Annotated in this window: 21 protein-coding genes; 11 read left to right on the top strand and 10 right to left on the bottom strand. The window is 64.0% G+C overall.

Features of this window, described 5'->3' with window-relative positions; genetic code table 11:
- Positions 1–30 precede the first annotated feature (30 nt).
- The 3 genes from ggt to mdaB form a co-directional block, all read right to left on the bottom strand.
- Positions 31–1,698 (bottom strand): gamma-glutamyltransferase, encoded by a 1,668-nt coding sequence (gene ggt / locus KHO53_RS13870; protein WP_100781913.1) that lies wholly within the window; start codon positions 1,696–1,698, stop codon positions 31–33.
- 117 nt (positions 1,699–1,815) lie between these two features.
- A complete protein-coding gene (locus KHO53_RS13865; protein ID WP_213570415.1) occupies positions 1,816–2,712 on the bottom strand; it encodes a LysR substrate-binding domain-containing protein in 897 nt (298 codons plus the stop codon).
- A 67-nt stretch (positions 2,713–2,779) separates the two neighbouring features.
- Entirely contained in the window at positions 2,780–3,370 is a 591-nt protein-coding gene (gene mdaB, locus KHO53_RS13860; protein WP_010226902.1) for an NADPH:quinone oxidoreductase MdaB, read from the bottom strand.
- 190 nt (positions 3,371–3,560) lie between these two features.
- Between mdaB and KHO53_RS13855 the strand changes: the two genes are divergently transcribed.
- Positions 3,561–3,875 (top strand): putative quinol monooxygenase, encoded by a 315-nt coding sequence (locus KHO53_RS13855; RefSeq protein ID WP_010226903.1) that lies wholly within the window; start codon positions 3,561–3,563, stop codon positions 3,873–3,875.
- Here KHO53_RS13855 and KHO53_RS13850 read toward each other — a convergent pair.
- Complete coding sequence (locus tag KHO53_RS13850) at positions 3,865–4,629, bottom strand: sulfite exporter TauE/SafE family protein (protein WP_213570414.1); 765 nt, start codon at positions 4,627–4,629, stop codon at positions 3,865–3,867. The two genes, KHO53_RS13855 and KHO53_RS13850, sit on opposite strands and share 11 nt — an antisense overlap.
- A 77-nt stretch (positions 4,630–4,706) precedes the next feature.
- Here KHO53_RS13850 and KHO53_RS13845 point away from each other — a divergent pair, with 77 nt between their 5' ends.
- Genes KHO53_RS13845 through KHO53_RS13815 form a run of 7 tightly spaced genes read left to right on the top strand, consistent with a single transcriptional unit; the run spans position 4,707 to position 11,419 of the window.
- Complete coding sequence (locus tag KHO53_RS13845) at positions 4,707–5,639, top strand: LysR substrate-binding domain-containing protein (RefSeq protein WP_010226905.1); 933 nt, start codon at positions 4,707–4,709, stop codon at positions 5,637–5,639.
- A gap of 46 nt (positions 5,640–5,685) precedes the next feature.
- Positions 5,686–6,291: a CDP-alcohol phosphatidyltransferase family protein gene (locus tag KHO53_RS13840; protein WP_010226907.1), complete on the top strand. Its 606-nt coding sequence runs from the start codon at positions 5,686–5,688 to the stop codon at positions 6,289–6,291.
- Between the two features lie 30 nt (positions 6,292–6,321).
- A complete protein-coding gene (locus KHO53_RS13835) occupies positions 6,322–8,076 on the top strand; it encodes a bifunctional alpha/beta hydrolase/class I SAM-dependent methyltransferase (RefSeq protein ID WP_010226909.1) in 1,755 nt (584 codons plus the stop codon).
- A complete protein-coding gene (locus tag KHO53_RS13830) occupies positions 8,076–9,395 on the top strand; it encodes a phosphatase PAP2/dual specificity phosphatase family protein (protein WP_213570413.1) in 1,320 nt (439 codons plus the stop codon). The genes KHO53_RS13835 and KHO53_RS13830 overlap by 1 nt, the downstream gene beginning before the upstream one ends.
- Entirely contained in the window at positions 9,392–9,850 is a 459-nt protein-coding gene (locus KHO53_RS13825) for a hypothetical protein (RefSeq protein ID WP_010226913.1), read from the top strand. Before KHO53_RS13830 ends, KHO53_RS13825 begins: the two co-directional genes overlap by 4 nt.
- Positions 9,851–9,861: 11 nt before the next feature.
- Positions 9,862–10,485 carry a lysophospholipid acyltransferase family protein gene (locus tag KHO53_RS13820; RefSeq protein WP_213570412.1) on the top strand — a complete coding sequence of 208 codons (624 nt, stop codon included), beginning with the start codon at positions 9,862–9,864 and terminating at the stop codon, positions 10,483–10,485.
- 1 nt (position 10,486) lies between these two features.
- Complete coding sequence (locus tag KHO53_RS13815; RefSeq protein ID WP_010226917.1) at positions 10,487–11,419, top strand: phosphatidate cytidylyltransferase; 933 nt, start codon at positions 10,487–10,489, stop codon at positions 11,417–11,419.
- Positions 11,420–11,422: 3 nt separating this feature from the next.
- On the opposite strand, the gene KHO53_RS13810 is transcribed toward KHO53_RS13815, so the two are convergent.
- Positions 11,423–12,181 carry a sulfite exporter TauE/SafE family protein gene (locus KHO53_RS13810; protein WP_010226919.1) on the bottom strand — a complete coding sequence of 253 codons (759 nt, stop codon included), beginning with the start codon at positions 12,179–12,181 and terminating at the stop codon, positions 11,423–11,425.
- A gap of 101 nt (positions 12,182–12,282) precedes the next feature.
- Between KHO53_RS13810 and KHO53_RS13805 the strand changes: the two genes are divergently transcribed.
- The gene (locus tag KHO53_RS13805; RefSeq protein ID WP_036993738.1) at positions 12,283–13,191 is read left to right on the top strand and encodes a LysR family transcriptional regulator; all 909 of its coding nucleotides are present in this window, start codon (positions 12,283–12,285) and stop codon (positions 13,189–13,191) included.
- Between the two features lie 105 nt (positions 13,192–13,296).
- Positions 13,297–13,641 carry a cupin domain-containing protein gene (locus tag KHO53_RS13800; RefSeq protein WP_036993735.1) on the top strand — a complete coding sequence of 115 codons (345 nt, stop codon included), beginning with the start codon at positions 13,297–13,299 and terminating at the stop codon, positions 13,639–13,641.
- Positions 13,642–13,743: 102 nt separating this feature from the next.
- Here KHO53_RS13800 and mmsB read toward each other — a convergent pair whose 3' ends face one another.
- The gene (gene mmsB / locus KHO53_RS13795) at positions 13,744–14,631 is read right to left on the bottom strand and encodes a 3-hydroxyisobutyrate dehydrogenase (RefSeq protein ID WP_010226922.1); all 888 of its coding nucleotides are present in this window, start codon (positions 14,629–14,631) and stop codon (positions 13,744–13,746) included.
- 10 nt (positions 14,632–14,641) lie between these two features.
- Positions 14,642–16,168, bottom strand: a complete 1,527-nt coding sequence (locus KHO53_RS13790; protein WP_036993732.1) for a CoA-acylating methylmalonate-semialdehyde dehydrogenase — start codon at positions 16,166–16,168, stop codon at positions 14,642–14,644.
- A 136-nt stretch (positions 16,169–16,304) separates the two neighbouring features.
- Between KHO53_RS13790 and KHO53_RS13785 the strand changes: the two genes are divergently transcribed.
- The gene (locus tag KHO53_RS13785; protein ID WP_010226925.1) at positions 16,305–17,252 is read left to right on the top strand and encodes a LysR family transcriptional regulator; all 948 of its coding nucleotides are present in this window, start codon (positions 16,305–16,307) and stop codon (positions 17,250–17,252) included.
- A gap of 1 nt (position 17,253) precedes the next feature.
- Here KHO53_RS13785 and yfiB read toward each other — a convergent pair whose 3' ends face one another.
- From yfiB to yfiR, 3 genes are read right to left on the bottom strand one after another with little or no spacing between them, the layout of a single operon-like run.
- The gene (gene yfiB / locus KHO53_RS13780; RefSeq protein WP_026001547.1) at positions 17,254–17,745 is read right to left on the bottom strand and encodes an outer membrane lipoprotein YfiB; all 492 of its coding nucleotides are present in this window, start codon (positions 17,743–17,745) and stop codon (positions 17,254–17,256) included.
- A 12-nt stretch (positions 17,746–17,757) separates the two neighbouring features.
- Entirely contained in the window at positions 17,758–19,029 is a 1,272-nt protein-coding gene (gene dgcN, locus KHO53_RS13775; RefSeq protein WP_036993730.1) for a diguanylate cyclase DgcN/YfiN, read from the bottom strand.
- Positions 19,026–19,601: a regulatory sequestration protein YfiR gene (gene yfiR / locus KHO53_RS13770; protein ID WP_010226930.1), complete on the bottom strand. Its 576-nt coding sequence runs from the start codon at positions 19,599–19,601 to the stop codon at positions 19,026–19,028. Before yfiR ends, dgcN begins: the two co-directional genes overlap by 4 nt.
- Between the last annotated feature and the right edge of the window lie 110 nt (positions 19,602–19,711).

The following is a 19,711-nucleotide window of genomic DNA, read 5'->3' as shown; positions in this document are numbered from 1 at the left end:
GAGCTGGCTTGCCAGCGATAGCTTCACCCCTTATTTAACGATCTGCCCCACTCCCCGCCCACGCGGATCGGAAGCAGTTTCCAGCGCCGTGCCATTAACGCGGATGGCCTGGATATCGCCCATCTCCCAACCCTGATCTTCCAGGGTGTAGCCCATCTTCTTCAGCGCTTGCGCGACCTCGCCGTTAAGCGGTGCAAAGGCATCGAAATAGATCGTGTCCTTGGGCAGCAACTGGTGATGCACGCGCTGCGCGGCCACGGCTTTTTCCAGCGGCAGGTTGTAGTCATAGAGGTTGTTCAGCACCTGGAAGATCGAGGTAAAGATCCGCGAACCACCCGGGGTACCCAGCACCAGGGTGACATTGCCATCGCGGGTCACCAGGCTCGGGCTCATCGACGAGAGCATGCGCTTGCCCGGCTCGATCGCGTTGGCATCGCCACCGACCACACCAAAGGCGTTGGCCACGCCCGGCTTGGAGCTGAAGTCGTCCATTTCGTCGTTGAGCAAAAAGCCTGCGCCCTTGACTACCACACCGCTGCCATAGTCCCAGTTCAGGGTGTAGGTGTTGCTGACCGCGTTACCGTCCTTGTCGACGATGGAGAAATGCGTGGTCTGGTGCGGCTCAAGGCCCGGGCGGACTTTCTCGGTGTCCGAGATGGCCGTCGGGTTGACCTCCTGGGCGCGCTTGGCGAGGTAGTCCTTGGCAATCAGCTGCTCCACCGGCACCTTGGAAAACGCCGGGTCGCCAAGGTAGTCGGCGCGGTCAGCAAACACGCGTTTTTCGATCTCGGCCAGCAGGTGGATGTAGCGCGCCGAGTTCAGCTCGACGCCCTTGAAGTCGGCGGCGCGCGCTTCCTTGATACCCAGCAACTGGGCCAACGCGATGCCGCCGGAGCTTGGCAGCGGCGCGGTATAGACGGTGTTGCCGCGCCAGTCGATCTTCATCGGCTCGCGCCATACGGCTTTGTAGGCCTTGAGGTCGTCCTTGCTGATCAGGCCCTTGTCGGCCTGCATCTGCGCGACCAGCAGGTCAGCGGTCTTGCCTTGGTAGAACTCGCTGACGCCCTTGTCGGCGATGCGCTCCAGGGTTTGCGCCAGCTCCGGCTGCTTGAAGGTCTCGCCGACTTTCATGCTGCCGAAATAGTCGTTGAAGTTGGTGCTGTCCTTGAACAGGCCCAGGGCATCTTCGCGGTATTGGTACTGTTTGGACGCAACCTTGAAGCCGCTCTTGGCGTACCCCACCGCCGGGGTCAGTAGCTCGGCCCACGGCAGCTTGCCGAATTTCTGATGCGCCTCCCAGAGCCCCATCACCGTGCCCGGCACGCCGGCCGCGCGGGCACCGACAAGGCTGAGGTTCTCGATGATCTCGCCCTTGTCGTCCAGGTACATGTTACGGCTGGCGGCCTTCGGCGCGGTTTCTCGGTAGTCGAGGAAGTAGGCCTTGCCGTCGACATAGAGGGTCATGAAACCGCCGCCGCCGATGTTGCCTGCCTCAGGGTAGGTGACCGCCAGGGTAAAAGCGGTGGCCACGGCCGCGTCCACCGCGTTACCGCCTTTTTTCAGGATATCGGCGGCGACCTGTGCACCATATTGATCAGGTGCAGCCACCGCACCACCCTCCAGGGTCACCGCGTAAGCCGCGTTACTGGCGAGGATCGCGGCGCCCAGGGCCAGGGATCGGAACATCACAACGCGCATGAGAGCTTCCTTAGTGTTGTTTTCGTTGAACAGCCATTAAGGCTGATGTCCGACGAGTTATCAAACACCGTGGGGGATTTCGCCGCGCATAGACAGAAGCTGTCGCGTATGGAGTGATCAGCAGGCGTAGACCGCCAGCTTGTTCTGAATGAATTCGAGGAAGCACTGAATGCGCAACACCAGTTGGGTATTGCGGTAGTACACCGCATTGATCGGCTGGCGATAGCCGCTGTTGTGCTCGGCCAGGATCACCTGCAGGCGCCCGCTGCGGATGTCTTCATGGGTCATGAAGTGCGACAGGCAGACGATGCCTTCACCGGCCAGGGCCAGCTCACGCAGGGTTTCACCGCTGGAGGCCGACAGGCCCGGGCGGATCAGCAGGCGGTCGCCCTCGGCATGGCGCAACGGCCAGTGGTTGAGGGTTTCGGTCTGGGTGAAACCGAGCAGTGCATGCCCTTGCAGGTCTTCGACCCGTTCAGGGGTGCCGTGGCGGGCCAGGTACTCGGGGCTGGCCAGCACGTTCAACGGGCTGCAACCGAGCGCGCGGGCATGCAGGCTGGAGTCGGCCAGTTCGCCGATGCGGATGGCAACGTCGGTGCTCTGCTCGATCAGGTCGATGATCAGGTCGCTGGTGTTGAGTTCCAGCTGGATCTGCGGGTACAGCGCGCGGAACTCGCCGACCCAGGGGACGATGGCGTGCAACATGAACGGCAAGGCCGCATTGATGCGCAGGCGCCCGGACGGCGTCTGGTGGTGCACCGACAGATGCTCTTCGAGCTCGTCCATCTGCTGCAGGATCGACTTGGCCCGCTCGAAGAAAAACCGCCCTTCTTCGGTCAGGTCCATGCGCCGGGTGGTGCGGTTGATCAGGGTGGTGCCAAGCTTGGCTTCCAGGCGCGACAGGGTCCGGCTGATCGCCGATGGCGTTTGCCCGCCCTGCTCGGCAGCCGCGGTAATCGAGCCGCACTCGATTACCGAGACGAACACCTGCAATTCATCGGACTTGGCTTTCACGGCTGTACCCCGGGGTTGGCAACAGCCGTGATAGATAGCCGCTTGGCGCGGCCAGCGCAAGGCTTCATCAGGCTTGAGCCTGGAAAACCTCGGCCAGGTGCTGCTCGTAGGCGGCCACGGCGGCTTCGACGTTGGGGCGCTTCATCACGTCCACGGCAAGATACGTCGGCAGGCCGCTCATGCCGAGGAACTGGTTGGCCTTGTGGAACGGGAAGTACACCGCGTCCACGCCCTTGCCTTCGAAGAAGTCGCTGGGGTCATCAAAGGCTTGCTGCGGCGCGTTCCAGGTCAGCGACAGCATGTACTGCTTGCCCTGGATCAGGCCACCGCTGCCGTACTTTTGCGAGGCATCGGAACGGGTGCGACCATCGTTAGCGTAGAGGCTGCCGTGGCCGGCGGTGAAGACCTCGTCCAGGTACTGCTTGACGGTCCACGGCGCGCCCATCCACCAACCAGGCATCTGATAGATGATGACGTCGGCCCAGAGGAACTTCTGCACCTCTTCGGCGTTGTCGTAGCCGCCGTCGATGTAGGTGGTCTTCACATCGAACCCGGCGCGATCAAGGAATACCAGCGCGGCTTCGTGCAGGGTTTCGTTCAAGCGGCCATCGGAGTGGGCGAACTTTTTACCACCGTTGAGCAACAGGACTTTTTTCATAGGTGCCTCATCTGTGTTCGATCAGGGGCAAGCAAGCCTGTGACCGAGTGAATTTGATGGCGGCAGAATAGAGATCGGCCTTGCGGGGAAACAGCCGCGCCGGGGCAAAATACATTTGATCAAAAAGCACGAATCCAACGCTTATTGTTGCCTTAGAATCGTTTAACCCCTTCCTTTCAGAGGCTTCTTCATGAGCGAGCAGTACGGTTTCATTCTCAAAGCCAAGACCCGTCCGGAAATGTCCGAAGCGTTCGAAGCGCTGTTTCGCGCCTACGTCGAGCCAAGTCGCCAAGAGCCAGGCTGCATCGAGTACCACATGCTGCGCGACAAGCAAGACCCCAGCCTGTTCGTGTTCTACGAGATCTGGGCCAGCAAGGCGGCGCTGGATGTGCATTCGGCCCTGCCGCACATGCAGGCGTTTTTCGACAAGCGCATGGATTATCTGGAGCGCGACTTCGACATCCAGTTGATCGACATGCTCAGCCCCTCTTCGGCTAGCCGTTAAGCAACAGGTGCGCGCCGAGCAGGGCAAGGCCAATAAAGAAGCAGCGCTTGAACAGCTCGGCGCTGATGCGCTGACGCAGCCACTGGCCACCGAGCATGCCCAGTAGCGCCGGCGCCAGCACCAGCAATGACGCGCCCAGGGCCTGCGCGCCGAGCGCATCCTGGCCCGCCAGGCCGATCGCCAGGGCCAGGGTCGAGACGCTGAACGCCAGGCCCAGGGCCTGGACCATTTCGTCGCGGCTCAGGCCCAGGCTCTGCAGGTAAGGCACCGCAGGAATCACAAACACCCCGGTGGCAGCGGTGATCACCCCGGTGCTCAGCCCGCAGAGCGGCCCAAGCCAGGGTTCATGTGCAGCCGCCAGGCGCACTGCTCGACCGAACAGGCCGTACAACGCATACGCCAGTAACGCCCCACCCAAGGCACGCGCCGCCCATTCGCCACTGTTGATGCCCAGCCAGGCGCTGCCCAGCAAGGTGCCGACAAAAATCATCGCCAGCATCGGCCACAGCCTTTTCAGCAGGGCCCGCAAGTGTCCACCAAAGGCCAGTTGCCAGAGGTTGGTCAGGGTCGAGGGCACGATCAGCAAGGCCGCTGCCTGCGCCGGGGACATAGCCATACCGAGCAGGCCCATGGCTATGGTCGGCAGGCCCAGGCCAATCACGCCCTTGACCGCGCCGGCCAGCACGAAGGTCGCCAGGACCAGCAGCGTCAGCGCTGGACCGATATCCTGATAGAAGCCGAACAAGGTAGTCATGGCGCTATCCTGCACCTGGCCTGCGAAGCTGAAAATCTGCCATATACTCAGCCAGACTATTGCTCAGGTAGAGGCTGATGCATTTCGATCTGATTGACCTGCGACTGTTCCAGCACACCCTGGAGTGCGGCAACATCACCGCCGGCGCCCAGCGCAGCCACCTGTCGCTGCCGGCCGCCAGCGCGCGCATCCGCGCCATGGAAAGCTCACTGGGCACGCCGCTGCTCGAGCGCAACCGCCGAGGCGTGCAGGCCACGCCTGCCGGGCAGGCGCTGCTGCAGCATGCTCGGCTGATCGGCCAGCAGGTCGAGCGCCTGCAGTTCGACCTCGGGCAGTACGCCCAGGGCCTGCAGGGCCAGGTCCGGCTGTTGTGCAACACCGCGGCGCTGACCGAATACCTGCCGGAATTGCTCGCAGGCTTTCTCCAACAGCACCCGGCCATCGATCTCGATATCCACGAACTGCCCAGCCTGCGCATCGTCCAGGCGATCACCCAAGGCATGGCGGAAATCGGCATCATCTCCAGCGCGGTGGCCAGCGAGCACCTGCAGACCCTGGCGTTTCGCGACGACCCGCTGATGTTGATCATGCCGCCCGGGCATCCGCTGGCCAGCCACGCCAGCCTGCGCTTTGCCGACACCCTCGGCCACGGCTATGTCGGCCTGCAAGCCGACAGTGCCCTCGCCCTGCACCTTGAAGAGCAAGCCCTGCACCTGGGCCGGCGCCTGCAGGTACGGGTGCGCGCCGACGGCTTTGACGGGGTGATCCGCATGGTCGCCCATGGCGCCGGCCTGGGCATCGTGCCGATGGCCGCCGTGCAGCGTTGGCAGGGGCTGCTGCCCTTGCGCAGCCTGGCGCTGAACGAGCCGTGGGCCAACCGCCAGTTGCGCCTGTGCAGCCGGGATTTTGCCAGCCTGCCCGGGCATGCACGGGCCCTGCTCGACTGCCTGAGTGCCGGCGCTATTGCTCCGGCAGGGGCAATCCACCGACAATCGCCCCCGCGGACCTAGTTGCTGCTGCACTGATCGCCAACCGAGTCGTAAAGGGAGTTTCACCGTGCCGTCGATCTACCAGCTCAAACCCCGCTTTCAGGCGCTGTTGCGCCCGACGGTCGAGCGCTTGTACCAACGCGGTGTCACCGCTAACCAGGTGACCCTGAGCGCCGCCGTGGTTTCCGTCTTGCTTGGCCTGTTGCTGGCCTGGCTCCCGCAGGTCACCTGGCTGTTCGCCCTGGTGCCGGTGTGGATGCTGCTGCGCATGGCCCTCAATGCCATCGACGGCATGCTCGCCCGTGAATTCGGCCAGCAATCCAAGCTCGGCGCCTACTACAACGAACTCTGCGACCTGATCGCCGACAGCGCCCTGTACCTGCCCTTCGCGCTGCTGCCGGGCGTCTCGGCGGCGCTGCTGGTGATCGTCGTGCTGGCGGCGCTGATCAGTGAATACGCCGGGGTCATGGGCCCGCTGGTCGGTGCCGAGCGCCGCTACGACGGGCCCATGGGCAAGAGCGACCGTGCCTTTGCCTTCGGCGTGCTGGGCGCCGGCGTTGCCAGCGGGCTGTTGCCGGCCAGCTGGATCAACGGCGTGCTGCTGGTGATCTTGCTGCTCTCGCTCTATACCCTCTACAACCGGGTCAGCCGCGGTCTGGCGCAAACCCGCTGAAGCTCTTTGTGCCAGATAAGGATATTTGCCATGCGCAACGCGCAATCGCTGCATTTCACTACCCACGACGGCGTCGAACTGCATTACCGCCACTGGCCCGCCGACGTCGCTGACGACCAGCCGCGCCGCGCCGTGGTGATGTTCCACCGCGGCCACGAACACGGCGGGCGCATGGCGCATCTGGCCGATGAACTGCAACTGCCCGACCACGACATCTTCGCCTGGGACGCCCGTGGCCACGGCCAGTCACCCGGGGCCCGGGGCGACAGCCCGAGCTTCGCTTGCAGCGTGCGCGACGTGCAGACCTTCATCGAACATATCGCCCGCGAGCATGGCATCGCCGAAGAGGACATGGCAGTGCTGGCGCAAAGCGTCGGTGCCGTGCTGATCGCCACCTGGGCCCACGACTACGCGCCCAAGGTGCGCTGCCTGGTGCTGGCCTCGCCGGCCTTCAAGGTCAAGCTGTACGTGCCGTTCGCCCGCCCGGGGCTGAAGCTGATGCGCGCCTGGCGCGGCAACTTCTTCGTCAACAGCTACGTCAAGCCGCGCCTGCTCAGCCACGACCCCGAACGCATCGCTTCGTATGAAAGCGACCCGCTGATCAGCCGGCCGATTTCGGTGACCATGCTGCTTGGCCTGTATGAAGCCGCCGACCGCGTGGTGGCCGATGCCCAGGCAATCCAGGTGCCGACCCAGGTGCTGATTTCCGGCGCAGACTTCGTGGTCAAGCGCAAACCCCAGGAGCAGTTCTTCGAGCGCCTGGGTAGCGTGCATAAAGAGAAACACATCCTCCCCGGGTTCTTCCACGACACCCTTGGCGAGCGGGACCGCAGCCATGCCCTGGCGCGGATCCGGCGCTTTATCGAGCACTGCTTCAGCCAGGCGCCGCAGCGCCCTTCGCTGCTCGATGCCGACCGACTGGGCGCCAGCTGCGCCGAGGCCGAAAGCCTGGCCGCGCCGCTGCCACGCAACTCGCCAGCGGACCTCTACTGGCGCGCCACCCGCGCCGGCTTGCGCCTTGGCAAAGGCTTGTCGGACGGGGTCAAGCTTGGCTTCGACACCGGCTTCGACTCCGGCAGCACCCTGGACTACATCTACCGCAACCAGCCCACCGGCAAGGGCGCGATCGGACGCATGATCGACCAGAACTACCTCAACGCCATCGGTTGGCGCGGCATCCGCCAGCGCAAGCTGCATGTCGAGGAACTGCTGCGCCTGGCCATCGAACGCCTGCGCGAACAGGGCAAGCCGGTGGATATCGTCGATATCGCCGCCGGCCATGGCCGCTACATCCTTGAAGCGTTGCAGGGCCTTGAGCGCAAACCGGAGTCGATCCTGCTGCGCGACTACAGCGAGCTCAATGTCCAGCAGGGCAGCGCGCTGATCGCCGAAAAAGGCCTGGCCGAGATTGCCCGCTTCGTCCAGGGCGATGCCTTCGATGCCCAGAGCCTGGCCAGCCTCGACCCGCGCCCGACCCTGGCGGTGGTTTCCGGCCTGTATGAACTGTTCGCCAGTAACCAGATGGTTGGCGACTCCCTTGGCGGCCTGGCCCAGGCGGTGGAGCCCGGCGGTTACCTGGTGTACACCGGCCAACCCTGGCACCCGCAGCTGGAGATGATCGCCCGCGCCCTGACCAGCCACCGCGCAGGCCAGGCCTGGGTGATGCGCCGGCGCAGCCAGGTGGAGATGGATCAACTGGTGGAGGCGGCAGGCTTTCGCAAGGTCTGCCAGCGGATCGATGAGTGGGGCATCTTCAGCGTCAGCCTGGCCCAGCGGGTCGCTTGATGAGCACTGTGCGCGAGCCCGGATTGATCAAGCGCGGGGTGCTCTGGCTATTGTTGCTCGGCCCGCTGTTCTTTCTCAGCTATGGCCTGACCAACACCTACACCGCCGGGCGCAACGACGTCGGCAGCCTGGTGTTCGCCTGGGAAGGCGACATCCCGCTGTGGCCCTGGACCATCATCCCGTACTGGTCGATCGACCTGCTCTACGGCCTGTCGTTCCTGTTGCCGCTGAGCCGCCTGGAGATGGACCGCCACGCCCTGCGCCTGCTCAGCGCGCAGCTCATCTGCATCCTCGGTTTTCTGCTCTGGCCACTGCGTTTTACCGTCGAACGGCCAGCGCTGGATGGCCTGTTCGGCTGGTTGTTCGATGTGCTGATGGGCTTCGACAAACCGTTCAACCAGGCGCCGTCGCTGCACATCGCCTTGCTGGTGATCATCTGGGCGATGTTTGCCCGGCATATCCACGCAAGGCTGCCGCGCTTGCTGGTGCATGGCTGGATGGCACTGATCGGCGTATCGGTGCTGACCACCTGGCAACATCACTTTATCGACCTGCCCAGCGGCGCGCTGGTGGGCGTGCTGTGCGTCTGGCTGTGGCCGGTCGAGGGCAGGCCGGTGCTGCGCCATCTGCAACTTGCCCGCGACCCGCAGCGCTGGCGCCTGGCGCTGCGCTATGGGGCCGGGGCGGCATTGCTGGTGGGGCTGGCGATGTACCTCGGCGGTGCTGCCCTGTGGTTGATGTGGCCGGCGGTTGCGTTGCTGCTGGTGGCGCTCAACTATGCGCAACTGGGCGCCGAGGGCTTTCAGAAAGGTGCCGATGGCCGGCTCTCGTATGCCGCGCGCGGGTTGCTGGCGCCCTACCTGATTGGCGCCTGGCTCAACTCACGCGGGTGGACGCGGCGTCATCCCCAAGCGGATGAAGTGTGCGATGGCGTGTACCTCGGGCGAATTCCGGGCAAGGGGCAGGCCGCACACTTCGCCGCCATTGTCGATCTGTGCGCCGAACTGCCGGCCTCGCTCGCCCCGGGCCAGGCCTACTGCGCCCTGCCCAGCCTCGACTTGATCGTGCCCACGGCCGAGCGCTGCCGGGAAGCGGCAACGGCCATCGAACAGCTGCGCACCCAGGGCCCGGTACTGGTTTGCTGCGCCCTCGGTTACTCACGCAGCGCCAGCGCCGTGGCTGCCTGGCTGGTGCTCAGCGGACGCTGCGCCGATGCCGGGCAAGCGCAGCAACGCATTAGCCAGGCACGCCCCGGGGTGGTCCTGCATCCGCAGCACCTGCAGGTGATTGAACGCCTGCAAACGGAGCCTTGCCTGTGAGCGGCGAAACCCAACTGGCCCTGGTCGCCAGCCTACTCAAGCGCGGTCGGCAGGTTGAGCGCCTGGCCGACGGGATCAGCCTGCTGGCGGTACTTTTTGGCCTGGCGGCGCTGCTGATCGACGCGCCCGCCCCTTGGTTCAGCGCTGTGCTGTGCAGCCTGTTGCTGTTGGCCGGCTTGCTGCAGAAGTTCTTCGCCCTGCGCGTAGCGCTGGATGCCGATCTGTTTGCGCACCTGGCCGCCCGCAGCGATCAGCTCACGCAGCACACCCAGGTACTGGACCAGTCGCTGTTCAGCCTGGGGCTCAAGGCCAACCCGCTCGATCAGCGCGACTGGCAGGCACGCAGCCTGGCGGCCATGGGCCTGCTGCGCAAACAACTGCTGTGCTTTGCCGTACAAGCCGTGCTGGCGTTGGCCAGCATCCTGCTTTTGCCCTTGCTTCACGTTGCCGGATAAGGACCTTGCCCATGCTTGCTGCCCTCACCGCCTTTGCCATCACCTCGGTCGCCCGCCTGATCACTGGCGCCCGCGCCTTGTGGCTGGGTTGCACGCCGCAACCGGTGCAACGGCTGTACTACGCCAACCACAGCAGCCACGGCGACTTCGTGCTGATCTGGGCCTCGCTGCCCCAGCCGCTGCGCCAGCACACGCGGCCGGTAGCCGGTGCCGATTACTGGCAAAAGCCGGGCATCCGCCAGTTCCTGATCAAGCGGGTGTTCAATGGCGTGCTGATCGACCGCCAGCACAGCGATGCCATAAGCAACCCCTTGCAGCCGATCCAGGAGACGCTGGCCCAAGGCGACTCGCTGATTTTCTTCCCCGAAGGTACGCGCAACCTCAGCGACGAGCCGTTGCTGGCGTTCAAGAGCGGACTGTTCCACCTGGCCAGTGCTCACCCGCAGGTCGAGGTGATCCCGGTGTGGATCGCCAACCTCAACCGGGTCATGCCCAAGGGTCGCGCCCTGCCGCTGCCCTTGCTGTGCACCCTGAGCTTTGGCGAGCCGCTGCACCTGCAAGCGGACGAAAGCAAGCACGCGTTTCTCGACCGGGCCCGCCAGGCCCTGTTAGCCCTGGCCCCGAAGGAATCCTGAGATGGACAACAACACCCTTTCGCTGTTCGCCGGCATCGGCGGCCTGCTGTTGCTCGCCAGCCTGATCGGCCGCCTTCTCAAATGGCGCGCGGGCCCGGCGCCCCACGCTGTCATCGACAACCTCAATGCACGGATCAACGCCTGGTGGGTGATGGTCCTGGTCATCGGCCTGGCCTTCCTGTTCGGCAAGCTGGGGGTGATCCTGCTGTTCTACTGCGTGTCGTTCTACGCCCTGCGTGAGTTCCTGACGCTGACGCCGACCCGGCGCAGCGACTACCCGGCACTGGTCGCGGCCTTCTACGTCGCCCTGCCGGTGCAGTACCTGTTGATTGCCATGGACTGGTACGGGCTGTTCAGCATTTTCATCCCGGTCTATCTGTTCCTGCTGCTGCCGATCCTGGCCAGCTTCGGCGGCGATACCACGCGCTTTTTGGAGCGCGCCTCGAAGGTGCAGTGGGGCTTGATGATCGCGGTCTACTGCCTGTCCTCGGTACCGGCCTTGATGACCCTGGAGATCCCCGGATACGAAGGCCGCAACCTGCTGCTGATCGCCTGGCTGATCCTCGTGGTGCAGATCTCCGATGTGCTGCAGTACGTCTGCGGCAAGCTGTTCGGCAAGCACAAGGTGGCGCCCAAGCTGTCACCGTCAAAGACCGTCGAAGGCCTGGTCGGTGGTGTGGCGCTGGCCACCCTGATCGGTGCCACCTTGTGCTGGATCACCCCGTTCAGCTTCTGGCAGGCGGCACTGATGGCCCTGACCGTCAACCTCATGGGCTTTGCCGGCGGCCTGGTGATGTCGGCCATCAAGCGCGACCGCGGCGTGAAGGACTGGGGCCATATGATCGAAGGCCACGGCGGCATGCTCGACCGCATGGACTCGGTGTGCTTCGCCGCACCGGTGTTCTTCCACTTCGTGCGCTACTGGTGGGTGTGACCGTTACAGCAACAGGTCGTAGGACAGCTTGCCGATCAGGATCAGCAGCAACACCAGAAACAGCGCGCGAACAAACGGCACGCCCTTGCGCACCGCCAGCCAGGTACCGGTCAGCGCGCCGAGGATGTTGAAGGCGGCCATGGGAATGGCGATCAGGTAGAGCACGTTGCCGGTGGGGATGAAGAACATCAGCGCGGCGACGTTGGTGGCGATGTTCACCAGCTTTGCCGACGCCGACGCATGGAGGAAGTCGAACGCGAAGCAGCGAATGAACAGGAAGATCAGAAAGCTGCCGGTGCCCGGCCCGAACAGGCCATCATAGAAACCGATGGCACCGCCGATGACGATCGCCAGCAGTTTCTCGCGGGTGCCGATGCGCATCGGCTTGTGCAGGGCGCCGAAGTCCTTTTTCCAGAAGGTGTAGATCGCCATCAGTACGATCAGCACCAGCACCGCCGGGCGCATCAGCGATTGCGGCACCAGCGACACCGTCGCCGCGCCGACGAAGGCCATGGCAAAGGCCGCACAGGCCGCCGGGATCACCAGGCTCCAGTCGATCACCACCTTGCGCACGAACGAGCGTGCGGCAAACGCCGTACCGCATGCCGAAGCAACCTTGTTGGTGCCCAGCAGGGCCGCCGGTGGCGAGGCTGGCAGGACGTTGAACAGCGCCGGGATCTGGATCAGCCCGCCACCGCCCACCGCGGCATCGATCAGGCCGGCGGCAAAGGCAAACACGCAAAGAATGACGAGATCGACCATGGATTCAGGCTCTGACGATGATGGATGGACGCGCCAAGGTTAACCAACGTGCGGCTTTTGTGTTGCAATGCCATATTGCGAAAACTGCAACGAGGTAGTGCATGGCCCTGAATATGCTGGCAGAGCTGGAAGCCTTGGCGATGGTTGCCCGCAAGCGCAGTTTCGTCGCTGCGGCGCGTGCCCTGGGGCGCTCGCCCAGTGCGGTGACCCGTGCCGTGCAAGCCCTGGAGCAAAGCGCCGGGGCCAAGCTGTTGAATCGCTCGGCCAACGCCGTGAGCCTGACCGAGGCTGGGGAGCGCCTGTTGCCCTACGCCGAGAAAATGCTCGATCTGCAACGCGAGGCCGACGAAGAGCTGGCCGGGCTCAGCGGCCTGGCGTCCGGATGGGTGCGGTTTTCCGCCCCGGAATCGCTGGCCCAGGTATTGCCCGGATTGATTGCGCAGTATGGTGAGCGCTATCCACAGGTGAACGTCGATGTGATCTTCAGCGACGAGCCGATCGACCCGGGTAAAAGCAAACTGGACTTCTCGATTCGCGGCGCCTTCGCCCGGGACAGCGAACTGATCGGTTATCCGCTGTGGCGTTATTCTCGCTCACTGTATGCCAGCCCCGCTTACCTGCAACGGCATGGCGCACCCGAATCGATCGAGGCGCTGGAAACACACGCATTGATCCTGCATACCGCGCCACGGATTCTCAAGGAGTGGCAGTTTCGCAGCGCCGATCAGGCCGTCAGCCTGCGGGTGCATCCAAGGTTTCGCTTCAGCTCAGGAGTGGCCGTATTCCAGGCCGCCCTGGCCGGTGTCGGCATCGCCCGCCTGGCTGACTGGCTGGCCGAACCCGAGGTACAGGCCGGGCGCCTGCAGCGGGTGTGCCCCGAGTACCGGCTGACCGCCAGCAACGGCGACAGCCCGCAAATGCACGCGGTGTACCCGGCCGGCACGCTAGCGCAGCGGGTCAAGGCGCTACTGGAGGTGATCCGCAGCTTTGGCGACAACCTCGACCGATAAGCACAGGTTTGCGCTCCCAGACACCCAAAGGTCGAGACCAGACATATGCCGAGAGCCAATCGCCCCTATGGTGACAGACCTTTGAGCAACCCTCTGGAGCCTGGAATGTCCGATTTCATCACCGTGCTGCGCGAGACCTGCCCTACCCCCGTGCTGGATGCGACCAAGTGGCAACGCATCGGCGGCGACCCGCACACCGTCAACCTCAACGCCTATGTGTCGTCCGATGGCAGCAAGATCATGGGCACCTGGATCTGCACGCCGGGCACCTTCCAGGTCAATTACGAGAAGTGGGAGTACTGTCACTTTCTGGATGGCTATTGCGTGATCACCCCGGAAGGTGAACAACCGGTGCATCTGCGGGCCGGTGACGTGTTCGTCATCGAACCTGGGATGAAAGGCACCTGGGAGGTGGTGGAGACGGTGCGCAAGTATTTCGTTTTTGCCTGACAGCAGGGGCTGCCTTGGCAGCCCATCGCTGGCAAGGCCAGCTCCCACAGAATTAGGTGTGCGCAGTACCTGTGGGGGCCAGCCTTGCTGGCGATGCTCTTTTTACTCGGGCTTGCGATAACCTTCGACAATCGCCGAGAAATCCTTGCCACCCTCGCCACGCAGACTCATGGCCTGGTACAGCTGTTGGGCCACCGCGCCAAGAATCACCGGCTGGTGCGCCTGGCGTGCCGCCTCGGTGGCCAGCCCCAGGTCCTTGAGCATCAGCTCGGCACCGAAGCCACCGGTATAGCCACGCGATGCCGGGGCCGTTTCGATGATGCCTGGCCACGGGTTGTAGGTGTCCGAGCTCCAGCAACGGCCGGTTGAGCTGTTGATGATCCCGGCCAGTACCTTGGTGTCGATCCCCAGCGCGTTACCCAGGGCCATGGCCTCGGACACGCCGATCATGGAGATGCCCAGCAGCAGGTTGTTGCAGATCTTGGCGATTTGCCCGGTGCCGACATCGCCGCAGTGGACGATGTTGCGGCCCATCTGCGCCAGCACCGGCTGCAGGGTGGCGAACAGTGCGTCGCTGGCGCCAACCATGAAGGTCAGGGTGCCGGCTGCGGCGCCGCCAGTCCCACCGGACACCGGTGCGTCGGCCAGGTCGACGCCCTGCTTGGCCGCAGCAGCCGCTACATCGCGGGCCGTCTGCGGGTCGATGGTGCTGCAGTCGACCACCGGGGTACCGGCCTTGACACCGGCCAGCACACCGTCTTCGTTGAGGTACACACCGCGCACGTGGGCAGCAGCTGGCAGCATGGTGATCACCAGCTCGCTCTGCTGCGCGGCGTCACGCGGCGAGCTGCTGATCTGTCCGCCGAGCTCGGCAAGTTCAGCCAGCACGGTCTTGTTCAGGTCGAACAGGTTCAGCTGATGCCCGGCCTTGATCAGGTTACGGGCCATGGGCGCGCCCATGTTGCCCAGGCCGATGAATGCGATACGCATGATGAACTCCTTAGCGCAGGCTGATGGTAGTGTTCACGCCATCGTTGACGCTGTCATCATCGAACCAGCGGCTGGTGACGGTCTTGGTCTGAGTGTAGAACTGCACCACCTGTTTGCCGTACGGGCCCAGATCGCCGAGCTTGGAGCCGCGCGAGCCGGTGAAGCTGAAGAACGGTACCGGCACCGGAATCGGGATGTTGATGCCGACCTGGCCGACGTCGATCTCGGTCTGGAACTTGCGCGCCGCCGCGCCGCTCTGGGTGAACAGGCCGGTGCCGTTGCCGAAGGGGTTGCGGTTGACCAGGGCGATGGCTTCGTCGAGGGTGTCGACTTCCAGCACCACCAGTACCGGGCCGAAGATTTCCTGGGTGTAGATCTGCATGTCGGTGGTCACCCCGGAGAACAGGGTCGGGCCGACGAAGTTGCCTTGCTCGTAGCCCGGCACGCTGACCTCGCGGCCATCGAGCTCAAGCGTGGCGCCTTCCTTGATGCCGTTTTCGATCAGGCCCAGCACCCGCTCCTTGGCGCGCTTGGAAATCAGCGGGCCGACATCGGTGCCCGGCTCGCTACCGGCGTTGACCTTGAGCTTGGAGGCCAGCTCCTTGAGCTCCGGCAGCCACTCGCGGGCCTTGCCCACCAGCACCGCCACCGAGGTGGCCATGCAGCGCTGACCGGCCGCCCCGAAACCGGCACCGACCAGGGCGTTGAGGGTTTGCGTGCGGTTGGCGTCCGGCAGCACCACTGCGTGGTTCTTGGCCCCCATCATCGACTGCACACGCTTGCCGTGCTGGCTCGCCAGGTTGTAGACGTGGGTGCCGACTTCGGTGGAACCCACGAACGAGATGGCCTTGATATCGCTGTGGGTGCACAGGGCATCGACCACCTGCTTGCCACCATGGACGACGTTGAGCACGCCGGCCGGCACACCGGCTTCGATTGCCAGCTCCACCAGCATCATGGTCGACAGCGGGTCCTGCTCGGACGGTTTGAGCACGAAGGTGTTGCCGCAGACGATGGCCATCGGGAACATCCACAGCGGGATCATCGCCGGGAAGTTGAACGGGGTGATACCGGCGCAAACGCCGATCGGCTGGCGCAGGGTATAGGTATCGACGCCACCGGCGACGTTTTCGGCGAATTCGCCCATCTGCAGGCTGCCGATGCTGCTGGCATGCTCGACCACTTCCAGGCCGCGGAAAATATCGCCTTCAGCGTCGGCGATGGTCTTGCCCTGTTCGGCGCTGAGGACCACGGCAATGCGCTTGGAGTGTTCACGGATCAGCGCCTGCAGCTTGAGCATGATGCGCATGCGCGCGCCGATCGGGGTGTCGCGCCAGGTCTTGAACGCACGCTGGCCGGCGGCAATCGCGGCGTCGACTTCTTCGGCGGTGGCAAAGGGTACACGGGCCAGCACTTGTTGAGTGGCCGGGTTGACCACATCACGCCATTCGCTGGTTTTCGATTCGACCCATTGGCCATCGATCAGCAGCTTGACCTGCTCGACCTTGGTCTGGCCGGAAGTAAGGGATGCGTTCATGTGCGTTCTCCTGAAATTGTTGTTAGGGAGAGATCGACGCCGCCGGGTCAGCCACAGCGGGCGCTTGGGTCCAGGGCTTTTTTGGAGTATAGATGTGCAAACATCTAATAAGAACGCACATAAAAGCCGGACCAACATGCAAAAAAACATCACTTCCCTGGGGTCGTTGAACTGGGATGACCTGAAGTTCTTTCTCGAAGTGGCGCGCACCCGCAAGGCCAGCAGCGCGGCCAAACGACTGGGTGTCGACTACACCACCGTGTCGCGGCGGATCAGTTCGCTGGAGGTGGCACTGGGCACCCTGCTATTCGAAAAATCACGAACCAACGGCTTTGTCCTTACCGCCGAGGGCCAGCGCCTGCTCAGCTATGCCGAGTCGATCGAGAGCACCCTGCACATGGCCTGCGAACAGGTGTCGGGCTCCGGCGTGGCGCTGTCGGGGCATGTGCGCATGGGCTGCACCGAGGGCTTCGGCAGCTTCTTTGTCACCCCGCAACTGAGCCATTTCGTCGACGCCTACCCGGCGATCTCGGTGGACATCCTGCCGCTGCCGCACTTCATCAGCCTGTCCAAGCGCGAGGCCGACATCGTCATCGCCCTGGAGCGCCCGGAACATGGGCCGTACGTATGCTGCAAGCTGTGCGACTACCGCCTGCGCCTGTACGCGACCCAGGAATACCTGGACAGCCACGAGCCGATCACCCGCAGCAGCGACCTGGCCCGGCATCAGTTCATCAGCTATGTCGACGACCTGGCCTTCAGCTCCGAGCTTCTGTACCTGGCCAACCTGATCCCGGCCGCCAGCGCCAACCTGCGCAGCACCAGCGTGATCGCCCAGTACGTCGCGGCCCAGCAGGGGCGCGGCCTGGCGATCCTGCCGTGTTTTCTGGCCGCGCAGGATCCGCGCCTGGTGGCGATTCTGCCGGAGGAGGTGGCGATTACCCGGCAGTTCTGGATGTACTGCCGCGAAGACTTGAGGAAACTGAAGCGGATTACCCTGCTATGGGATTACATCCGCAATGTCACCGAGCGCAACACCCCGCTGCTGATGGGCGAGTCGCGCACGATGAGCTTTGCCGACTGATTCAGTCGGAGGCGACCACGATCGACACCCGGCGGTTTTCCAGGCGTCCGGCGCGGGTGTCGTTGCTGGCCACTGGCTCGCTGCTGCCCAGGCCACGGGTTTCGACGTTCTCGGCACGCATGCCAATCGCAATCAGCACCTTGGCCACGCTCTGTGCCCGGCGCGTGGACAACTGCTCGTTGTAAGCGGCGCGGCCCGAAGCATCGGTGTGGCCATCGACGCGCACGCTCTGGATGTTCACCGACAGCAGCGACTTGCCAATGCGCTCGACAATGCTCCGGCTCTGGGCGTTGAGGGTGTCGACATCGCTGCCGAACAGCACTTTGCTCGACAGGCCGAACTCCCAGCCTTCATCGGTGAGCTGGAAGCCCTCTTGCTTGAGCAAGGCAATCTGTTCGGCAGTGAGGCCCTTGGGCGGCACGCTCTGGCAACCGCCCAGGGCGAACAGCGCCAGGACCAGGCAGATAACGTGAAAACGTAGACGTTGGCTCAGGTGAATCACGGTTCAGCTCCTGTTTTTTACGTGATGGGCAGAGCGCTCCGTCTCTGCCATTTGCCCCTGCCCGCGCAGGTTGCGCTTGGCCTGATACATCGCCGCATCGGCGGCATTGAGCAGATCTGACGGGCTGCGGCCGTCATCGGGGAAATAGGCGATGCCGATACTCAGCGAGGTAATGATGCTCCGCCCTTCGCTCAGGCGGATCGGCAACTTCATGCTGGCGGCAATCTTCTCGGCAATGCGCAAGGCATCTTCGCGCGTGTGCAGCGGCGCCAGCAGCACCGCGAACTCGTCCCCACCCAGACGGGCAACCAGGTCATTTTCGCGCAGTTGCGCGCGCACCCGCATGGCTACGCTGATCAGCACTTCATCGCCCGCAGCATGGCCAAAACTGTCGTTGACCTCCTTGAAGTTATCACTGTCGAGAAACAACAGTGCCAGATGCTCCTGGTGCTTGTCGGCATTGCGCAGGGTGCGGCTCAGGCGGCCCTCGAAAAACGCCCGGTTCGGCAGACCGGTAAGGCTGTCATGGCTGGCCTGGTGGGCAAGGCTTTCATTTTCGCTTTGCAGGTGGCTTTGCCAGGACTCCAGTTCGTCAAGCAGGGCGTTGAAGTCATTGCCCAGTTCATTGAGCTCGGCAATCTGCGCCGCTGGCACGCGGCGGTCGAAGCTACGTTCACGGCGCGCGGCATGAGCGACATTGGCCAGACTGCGCAGAGGCCCGACAATATCGCCAAACATCCGCCGCGACAGATAGAGGGCGCTAAAAGCACTGAGTGCCGTGCACAGGAGGATGCCGGCCAGGCCACTGAGCAGGAAGCGCACCAGGCTACCGCCCTGGCCCACCAGTTCAATGTGCCCGACCTGCTGGCCCTGGTGCAGCACCGGCAAGATGATCGGTTCTTCCAGCAGGCTGCGGGCAATCACTTGCTCGGTCTGCGCCAGAAAGCCGCTCTCACTGCGCTGCCAGCGGGCCAACAGTACACCGCCATCATCGAAAACCTTGGCATCGGCCACCTCTTCAGTGGTGGCGATCAGTGCCAGCGCCTCGTTGGCCGCACCGGCATCGTTGAACACCACCGCCGCTTCCACGGTGTAGTTGATCGAACGGGCAATCAGGTGCAGGTTGTGATTGGCGTACACGCGCAAGGCCAATACGCCGAGCACGGTCAGGGAAACGCCGGCCAGGCCGACCGCCAGCAGCGCGACGCTCAGGTGGCGGCGTCCGAGGACGGCACGCAGGGTCGGGCGCTCGCGCCCCTTGCCAAAGCCAATCATGGTTGCGCCGCCCGTCGCCGCGATAGCTGCAGCACACTGGGGTGAATGCGCACGCCGCTGCGCGCCACCGAGTCGAGGTTGACGTCAAAGGCCACCTGGCGGTCGCTGACCCGCAGGCAGAACAGGCTGCCGACCGTGCACGGGTCGTCGGCTTCGCTCATGCTCAGGACCGGATGGCCGCTCACTGCAGTGAACAGCCGGGCGCGTTCGTCCTGGCTGAGCTTGCCGATATAAATCGCATCGCATTCATTGGCAATACGCGGGTCGTCGGCCAGCAAGCGGCGCACCTGTACCGGGCGGCCGGTGGCCTGGGTAGTGCCCTTGACCAGGTCGTCGGCGTATTCGGTCGGGCCGATCAGGCACAAGCGCAGTTGCACCGGTTCAACCGGCCAGCGTGCATAGCTGAGGATACCCAGCACCACCTGGGTGACGGCCTTGGCCCGCTGCTCGGCCAAGTTCGAAGTGGATCCAGCCTCGGCACCGGCCTGCGACGCGAACAGCAACAACAATGCGGTCAGCAGCGAACGCGTCAGGCTCCTCACGCGTCCCGATGTCGGGGCGGCCAGATTCATGAAGGAAATCTCTTAAGACCATGCAGGATGATGCCGCAACGATAGCACAGAGGCCGATTTTCCAGCGAGGCAGCAGCCCGCCGATGATCCGGTAAAAGGCCGAATCGCCG

The organism is Pseudomonas sp. RC2C2 (assembly GCF_018390435.1).
In the GTDB taxonomy this organism is placed as follows: Bacteria; Pseudomonadota; Gammaproteobacteria; order Pseudomonadales; family Pseudomonadaceae; genus Aquipseudomonas; species Aquipseudomonas donghuensis.
Note: the sequence above shows the minus strand (reverse complement) of the source record. Positions and strands in the feature narration are given on the sequence as shown.